The 8,627-nt window shown below is 52.6% G+C and carries 6 protein-coding genes; 3 read left to right on the top strand and 3 right to left on the bottom strand.

Annotated features, from left to right (window positions below; all coding sequences use genetic code 11):
- From M7F93_RS10265 to M7F93_RS10255, 3 genes are all read left to right on the top strand, one after another.
- Nucleotides 1–289 (top strand): TolC family protein (locus tag M7F93_RS10265; RefSeq protein ID WP_298172949.1); only part of this gene is annotated, 289 nt, incomplete at its 5' end.
- On the top strand, nt 276–1,460 hold the full coding sequence (locus M7F93_RS10260; protein WP_298172946.1) for an efflux RND transporter periplasmic adaptor subunit: 1,185 nt from the start codon (nt 276–278) through the stop codon (nt 1,458–1,460). The genes M7F93_RS10265 and M7F93_RS10260, both read left to right, overlap by 14 nt.
- Nucleotides 1,457–4,543, top strand: coding sequence for an efflux RND transporter permease subunit (locus tag M7F93_RS10255; RefSeq protein ID WP_298172944.1), 3,087 nt, complete (start codon nt 1,457–1,459; stop codon nt 4,541–4,543). Before M7F93_RS10260 ends, M7F93_RS10255 begins: the two co-directional genes overlap by 4 nt.
- 459 nt (nt 4,544–5,002) lie before the next feature.
- Here the strand turns inward: M7F93_RS10255 and M7F93_RS10250 are convergent, their stop codons facing one another.
- From M7F93_RS10250 to M7F93_RS10240, 3 genes are all read right to left on the bottom strand, one after another.
- Nucleotides 5,003–6,379 (bottom strand): amidohydrolase family protein, encoded by a 1,377-nt coding sequence (locus tag M7F93_RS10250; protein WP_298172941.1) that lies wholly within the window; start codon nt 6,377–6,379, stop codon nt 5,003–5,005.
- Nucleotides 6,357–7,049, bottom strand: a complete 693-nt coding sequence (locus tag M7F93_RS10245) for a DUF6444 domain-containing protein (RefSeq protein ID WP_298172938.1) — start codon at nt 7,047–7,049, stop codon at nt 6,357–6,359. Before M7F93_RS10245 ends, M7F93_RS10250 begins: the two co-directional genes overlap by 23 nt.
- A 97-nt stretch (nt 7,050–7,146) precedes the next feature.
- Entirely contained in the window at nt 7,147–8,514 is a 1,368-nt protein-coding gene (locus M7F93_RS10240; RefSeq protein WP_298172935.1) for a cytosine permease, read from the bottom strand.
- Between the last annotated feature and the right edge of the window lie 113 nt (nt 8,515–8,627).

Here is an 8,627-nt window from a genome sequence, read left to right as displayed (position 1 = left end):
TCAGGACTATCAAACCATTGTCGGCGCACGCAGCGCGGCCCAGGCCGCCCAACTCGCCGTACGGAGTGCTCAGGCGTCTCTGCAGGCGATCCGCGCCCAGTATCGGGTGGGGCTCTCCACCATGCTGAATCTGCTTACCGCCGAAGCGACGCTGACTACCGCCGAGCAGACCGAAATTCAGGACATCACGACCTCTTACACGCAACTGGCCAATCTCGCGGATGCTCTAGGCTACATTGGATTGCCGCATACCTTACAGGATACCGAGGCTACCCATGCGCACCCGTAGATTGTTTTGGCGTCCTTTCCAACGCGTTGTGCGGTTTTTGCCCCTGCTGTTTTTATCGTTGGTGCTCACCGGTTGCCAACAGGCACAGCATCTGCGCCCACCGTCCCCCGTATCCGTGACTACCGCGCCAGTTCAGGAGGGTCCGCTAGCTCTGACGGTACCGACCTTGGGGCAGGCTATTGCCATACATTCGGTGTCCATTGAACCGCAAATTTCGGGGCTGCTGGAAAAAGTGATGATTCATTCGGGGGAGCGGGTCCACAAAGGCCAGCCGCTCTTCGTGATCGACCCGGCTCCGCAACTGGCGGCGCTGCACCAGGACATGGCCAATCTGCGCGGCGCCCAGGCGCAACTAGCTTATGACCAAACTCAGGTCAAAGCCTACCAGCCGTTGATTGCCAAGGATTATGTCACGGCCCAAACCTACCAGCAAGCCGAGGCGTCCGCGGCGACGGAAGCCGCCACCGTCGCCGCAGATCACGCCGCTGTACAGACCGCCGAGCTCGATCTCTCTTACACCCATATCCACGCGCCCATTGCTGGTCGCATCGGATTGCTCGGCATCAGGAGTGGTAATCTGGTGACGGCCAACAGCACTTTGCTGTGTACTCTCACGCAAATTCGTCCCATCGAGATCGAATTCAGTCTCCCGGAGAAGGACCTGGCCGCCCTGCGCCGTGCGGAGAGGAACCCCGCGCCCACCGTAGGCGTGTGGAGCAATGATCGTCGACACTTTCTGGGCAAGGGCCGGGTGATCGCCGTCGACAACAGCATTGATACCGCCTCCGGAACGATCACCGCGCGTGCCGTTCTGCCCAACACCCAAGGCACTCTCTGGCCAGGAGCCTTCGTTCAGGTGCGTTTTACCCGCAAAATCCTCGCACAGGCTTTGTTGATTCCCCAGAGTGCGTTGCAAGAAGGCGTCAAAGGTTCCTTTGTGTACGTGATTCGCGGCGGACGGGCACAGATGCAACCGGTGACCTATATCGGTCAGGATCGAAGGCTGGATGCCGTGCGCGGCGTGCAAGCCGGCGAAACCGTTATCGTCGGCGCTCCCGCCCATCTGCATCCCGGCGCTCCGGTGCAGCCTGATCACCGGAAGTCATCGGAGGATCAGCATCCTGTAGCCGCCACTCCGGCTGCCGCGCACGTCCGGGGGAGATTATCATGAATCTGTCCGCACCCTTCATCCGTCGCCCGGTCGCCACGACCGTGCTTGCCATGGCCATGGTGCTGCTCGGTATCGTGGGTTATTTTGAGCTCCCCATGGCGCTTCTGCCCAACGTCAGTTTCCCGACGGTTCTGGTTACCGGAAGCCTGCCGGGCGCCAGTCCAGAAACCATGGCGAGTTCGGTGGCAACGCCTTTGGAGCGCCAGTTCACCAGCATCCCTGGCCTTTCCTCTATGAGTGCGGTGAGCCAGAACGGATCGACCCGCATCACCCTGCAATTCAACCTGGGCACTTCCGCGATCGCGGCGACGCAGGAGGTGTCCGATGCGGTGGCCCAGGCGCAGCATTTTCTGCCCCCGGATTTACCGCAACCCCCGCTGGTGAAAAATCTCAACCCCTCCGCACGACCGATTATGTTCATTGGCCTGACGGCGCCCAACATGCCACTTTACCAGTTGAACCGCTATGCCGAAACGCGGGTGGCCACCACCCTTTCCACGGTGCCGGGAGTGGCCGATGTCCAGGTTTTCGGGGCCAAGACCTACGCGGTACGGATCTATGTCAACCCCTTCGCGCTCTCCGCACGCGGCCTGAGCCTGCAGGCCGTTGAAAGCGCGATCGGTTCCGCCAATGTCGATTTGCCGCAGGGGACCATCGAGGGCAGCCACTCCGACCTGCAAGCCGAAGTGCATGGCCAGTTGCACACCGCGACCGCTTACAATCATCTGGTCCTCACCTACGCCAATGGGCGCCCGGTGCCTTTGAGTGCGGTGGGAAAGGCCATCAACAGCACCGAGTACAATCAGCAGGAGACCTGGCTCAACAAAAAACCGGGTATCGTCCTGGCGGTGGTCCGTCAACCCGGTAGTAATACGGTCGCCATCTCCAATGCTATCCATCGCTTGCTTCCGCAACTCGCTGCCACGGCGCCCGGTGGCGCTACCCTGAAAGTCGTTTTCAATGAGGCCGATTACATTAGTGCCGCCGTCCAGCAAGTACTTTTTACGCTGGCGCTCGCCAGCGTGCTGGTGGCCGGCGTCATGTGGATCTTTCTGCGCCGATTTGCCGCGACGCTCATCGGCGCGCTGGCGATTCCTTTTTCGCTCCTGGGGACATTTCTGGTCATGTGGCTACTGGGGTATAGCCTCAACACGCTGACCCTTCTGGCGCTTACGCTCGCAGTCGGCTTTGTGGTGGACGATGCCGTCGTCATGCTGGAAAACATCAACCGACATCTCGACCGAGGCGAGGACGGATTTACTGCAGCCCTGACCGGTGGTCGGGAGATCGGTTTTACCGTCCTGTCGATGACCTTGTCACTCGCGATCATCTTCCTGCCTTTGCTGTTCCTGGGTGGATTCGTCGGGCACCTCTTCGCGGCGTTCGGAGTGACCATTTCCGTGGTGATTCTGATGTCCGGTCTGGTGGCCCTGACGGTCACGCCGGCGCTCTCCGCGCGTTTTCTCAATCGCACCGATCAGGCGGATCGTGGACGATTTCAACGAAAATTTGAGCGTAGCCGGACGCTCTACCTGCGCTCTCTGGACACCGCCCTCCGGCACAAAGGATGGGTGCTGGGACTGGCGGGCCTCACCTTGATTGGTTGCGTGGCGCTGACGGGCCTGGTGCAAAAGGGCTTTTTGCCCAATCAGCAGGCAGGGCTGTTGAACGTGAATATCATCTATCCCCCAGGGCTCAGTTTCGGTCAGATCGCCCGCGAGCAAAAAGCCATTTCGCAGACGATGCAAGAAAATCCGGCCGTGCTATCGGTAGTTTCTTCTGCAGGGCAGGGTCCCGGCGCGTTTGGCGGCACCACCAAGGGCCACTGTTTCGTGCGTCTGAAACCAGCCTATGCTCAACAAACGGCGTCGGTGATTCAGTCGCTGCGCCAGGCCGTGGCCCCCTATCACAACGCGGTCATCGTGTTTACGGGGCAGGCTGGGGCTCAGGGCGGGACAGCGTCGGCTAACGGCGCCTATGTCTATGAGCTCCTCGGTACTCGCTGGTCGACGGTGAATCAGGCCACCCAGACCCTCACCGAGGCACTGCGGCGTCTTCCCCAATTGCAGTCCGTCAACAGCAGTCTGGAAAACAATAATCCTCAGGTGGCGATTCACATCCGCCGATCTGCGGCGACGGCCCTGGGTGTCACGCCGCAAGCCATTGAACAAACGCTCAATCTCGCCTTCGGGGGGCGCAAGGTGGGGACCATCTATGGTTCGGCCGATCAATACGAGGTCCTGCTCGAAATCAATCCACGATACCAGAACAGTATTCAGGCGCTCGATACCTTGAGTGTGCCGAGTAGCAGCGGGAACCTGGTGCCGCTATCGGCGGTGGTGGGCTTTCATTATGATGCGGGTCCCTTGTCTCTCCATCAGCACGAGGGACTCCCCTCGACGACCATATCCTTCAACGTGGCTCCCGGCACCGCCATCGGGCAAGTCATCCCGCTCGTGCAGCACATGGCCGCAAAAATGTTGCCGGCTGGGGTGAATGGCCGCTTCGGGGGGAACGCCGCACTTTTCCAGTCCTCCTTCCAGGCGCTGCCGATTCTGCTGTTTGCGACCATCTTGCTGATCTACGTGGTGCTGGCGGTGCTCTATGAGCATTTCCTGCATCCATTAACGATTCTGACCGCGCTGCCCCTTGCGGCCTTTGGGGCATTGCTGTCGCTCTATCTATTCGGCCTGCCCCTCGACCTGTACAGCTTCATCGGTATCATCATGTTGCTGGGTCTGGTGAAGAAGAACGGCATCATCCTCGTGGACTTCGCCATTAGCCGCCAACGGGAGGGCGCCAGTCCGGAAGAGGCGATTCGGGAGGCTTGTGCGGTACGCTATCGCCCCATCATGATGACCACCTTTGCCGCCATCCTCGGAGTACTGCCCATCGCCATTGGTTTTGGCGCGGGGAGCAGCAGCCGGGTGCCCCTGGGCGTGGCCGTAGTCGGGGGCTTGCTGTTCTCGCAATTCCTCACGCTCTACATCACGCCCGCTTTCTACCTGTGGATGGAGGTATTGACTGAGCGCCTGCGGCGCAGGAAGGGCTTCCGGGAGCCCTCAGCCGTTATCCACGAATAGGAGGAACAAGGACGACAATCAAGAGGACTGGAGCGGAGTATGCTCTGCCCTGTCTGGAAGAATGAGAGGATGCAAAGAACAGCGCTGAGGAAGACCATCTCGCTATGCGCCGCATGGGCGCACATTATCGGCGCTTATGTGCGTCCCCCCCTCTATAACCATGGTCAAAATTAGACGCTGTTACCGGGACATTTTTAAGCACGGTTTGACACTACTCACATCCATGCTCATCTCTGCAGGGTAAGAGTCTAAGCAACCTACCCTTGCGGATGGCATCGTCGTCATCTTCGGACTTGGATTCGTTTGGACCCTTACCTTTACCGGGTACGCGCTCTCCGGCAGTAAGCGACAAAGTGGCAAAGGGCAGTGCGAGGAACAATGCGCCGTAGGCGGCTGCACAGTCGGAGTGATCTTGACTTAGATGAACTCGAGGGGGGCCATCATAATTATAGAATGATGCTAATTACGCGTTTTATGGATCTTAATAATAGGTGCTTGCGAAACTATTTTTTTTGCAGAGGCAGAAATCTGCGCCATGAGCGACCTTGCATCCCAGTCTGTCGGCCAACCTTTCCATAACCGTAGTTTTCCAGAGACAAAAACACCAATTATTTGATCACGGTTCGCTAGACGAACGAGCTCCCATGAGATATCCCACGAAGGTAGCATTTCAGGAACCTGAAGATCAATCAAAAGAAAATCTGCATCTTTCCCTACAGCAATCTCACCAGTAGTTTGCCCTAGCTTTAAAACATCTGCACCATGCGCAGTTGCCTGGTCAACCCAAGTCCATCCACCACCGCATGACGAATCTCCAACCGGAATACCAAATACAAATCGTTGCGCTGCTTCTGCATAGTCCATCAGCCTAAATCCATCACTTCTGGTACCATCGGTGCCAATGCCAAAACGAATCCCAAGCGCCATCATAAGAAGTGCTGGGGCTACTGCATTACCTTTCCACGCACTTGCAACCGGATTATAGCTGACGGCTGATCCCGTATCATAGATCATTTTTAATTCTGTCGGAGTAACCAGAGTAGCGTGTGCCAAAAGAGCCTGAGGACCAAGAGCTCCGATGCTATATAAATGCTCTATTGGGCGCATATTAAGCAATTCAAGGGAACGCTCAACCGTTGATAAGTGCTCGTTTGCGTGAGTTTGAAAAACACAATTAGACTCGGCGCATATAGCAGATATTTTAGCAAGAATTCCATTTGTTGCAGCTTCCGGTATCGAAACGGAAAGAGATGGATGAACTAAGTTGTGGCTATGCCATTTTAAAATATGTTTTAAAGCACGATCAATAATTAAATCCGAGTTCTGTGGTGTTTTATTGCCATCAAGATCGTTGCATATAAGTCCAAGAACACATTTTATACCCACCTCAGTAGTCGCTCTAGAGATAGCATCAACTCCCAAAGTTCCTCTTGTACCAGCTTCACAAACGGTCGTGAAGCCACCTCGTAATGCTTCGAGAGATGCTAATTTTGATGCAAGGTAAAGATGCTCCTCGTCCAGGTGTCTTTCCAAAGGTACCCAAACACGGCGCCAGATCTCTGATGGTTCACCGAAAACTAATGCCTTGCCAAATGCCGAAGTGAGGTGATGATGCGTATCAATGAATCCTGGCATAAGTAGGGTCCCAGGAAGATCAGTAGGCACGAGGTCAGGAAATTCAGACTTTATGGTTGAAACCATGCCAACTGCAATAAATAGGTTTTTAGATACCACTACAGCGTGATCGCGAACTGGACCACATTTTAAGAATAACCATTCAGGAACAATAAGATGAATCTCTTTATTAAATGAATCAATCGATAAATATGGCAACATGGCGTACCTCATAGTATAAAACGGTTGTAGAACCAGAGTGGAGTTTGTTGTTGGTAAATATATATAAATCAACATGATGCTGTAAAGCATATATATGGCAACTATTTACCAGGGGTACTGCTACCTCATCGCCGACTGAGGGGATTCCCCCTGAGAAGGCGGCAATTCCGTCGAGGGGGTGGAAACAAGCCCGAGATATTCTGTCTGACCGGTGCTGGGTGAGGTAGACGATGGTAGCTTGCACGCGTAGACCCATATTGCGTGGTGGCTGTAACGCCTTCTGGAAAGCAGCTCCGGTGCACTTTACCGCAGGTGCAGCGTGCTCTTCCAGAATACGATGCTCGGTCACCTCAGCCAGAGCGCCGCCACAGGCATCGCAAGCTACGGGTAAAGGATGTATGACGACATGATCAGGGATGGCAAACTGTTCCTCCAGCCCAGAACCCTTCTGTCCGCCCTTGGGGCGCTGTCCCGCCTGACGCAGAGATTTAGGTGAGAGCTTATGCAGGCCAACCGAGGAAGGTGGCTTGTTGGAGTTATGGTGGTTTTTGTCCAGGCGGATTTCGAGTGTTGCGATGCGTGACTTCAATTCCGCGTTCTCCGCGAGAAGAAATCGTATCAGATCATTCCTAGTGGCGTGGTCTATCGCACTCAGATCGGGCTGTTCCATATTGTCCTTATGGCTTGATGCTACGTGGAAATCCTACTCAAGACGAGGCATAAAGTACGGGGTCCTGAATAGTTATTTCATCTTTTGGGAGAAGCGACTACCTAAGATCAACAACAGAAACTGTCTGAAATGCTGAGTTGACTATCCTCACAATTAGCGTACCAGTCAATGCTATTATAAATCCCACAATCGGAGATAGATTTATCCCGCTAAACAACGATGCTCCATATCCTTCAAAAATTGAGTTACTTGCGAACAGGGATGTGCACAAAACGGATGGCCATAGCACCCACGAGTTAAATTTTCTAAAGGCACCAATTGATTGTATATTATCAGATTTTTTTATAATCAAATCGATAATAATGTTGACTGTCATTATACCAGTCCAAGGAGCAGCGATTACAATAATTAGTGAAAGGAATATTCTAAACACAGCTATGAATGATGGAGCAACAAAAATAATGCATGACGATATCACAACTGCTAACGCCGCATCGGCGGCAGTAAACCATTTTCTATTGTAGTCAGTTCCAACAACTGTAGCCAAACTAAATGCTGAGCTATATGAGTTAAGATAATTCGCAGCAAGTAAGCCTGTAATGGAAAATACCGTAAAACCATAATATAGAAACTTATTCATAAAAATTGCAGATGATATAGCTATCCCTGTGGTATCAAATTTAATTCCTCCATCCATATAAAGCGCTACAGAGGTAACCATAATAATTAAGTGACCGATAAATCCACCTGCTGATGGGGCAATGACAACGCTGAATAATCCAGAGTCTTTTTTTATAAATCTTGAATAATCAGAAGAATACATTGTCCATGAAAAAGCGCCACCCATCAGCCCTATTGAAACGGCGCCCATAATATCAAGAATCGGATAATGAGCAACACCTTTCCAACTGGCTAATTCAGAAATGTGCAGCGGAATACTGAATAATACAACAACGGCAAAAGCAAGTAAAATAAATGATGAATATTCCTGAGTCTTCACAATGGCGCGGTAGCCAATAATTGGGATTATAAAATTAAACAAAATGGCAATAGAAAATGCAATGCCGGTATCTAGTATGGAATAGTTTGCATATCCGCTAAACAGTATCGCTCGTATTATATAGCTAACTATGACCAATAAAATACTCTCCCAACCAACTTGTGCAAGCCAGTTTGATAGCGATACAATTCTATTGGTGCTATGACCAAAAGAGTGCTCAGAAGCAACCATGCTAGGGATGCCAAACAAAAACCCAGGCAGGCTAATAATGCCGACAATTACATACATCAAGCAAGCAATAATTATCGGGTAAATCAACGGAATTGATGGAAATTGTTGTACTATAACTGCGCCTACGGGGATGGCAGATGCTGTCATTGTGCCTGCAAGCCAAATAAAAAAAACATTCATAGGAGAATCGTGGCGCTCCGACAATGAAGTTGGGCTAAGTGAGTGAATATCCATTCAATATACTCCAAAAAAATGCCAAATCACATATAAGGCGTAAATGAACTTTTGCGTTGAGCATCTCAACAAGAAAAAAAAGGCTGGTATTACCCATTTTAACCGTATAAAGT

The organism is Acidithiobacillus sp., from assembly GCF_027322205.1.
In the GTDB taxonomy this organism is placed as follows: Bacteria; Pseudomonadota; Gammaproteobacteria; order Acidithiobacillales; family Acidithiobacillaceae; genus Acidithiobacillus.
Note: the sequence above shows the minus strand (reverse complement) of the source record. Positions and strands in the feature narration are given on the sequence as shown.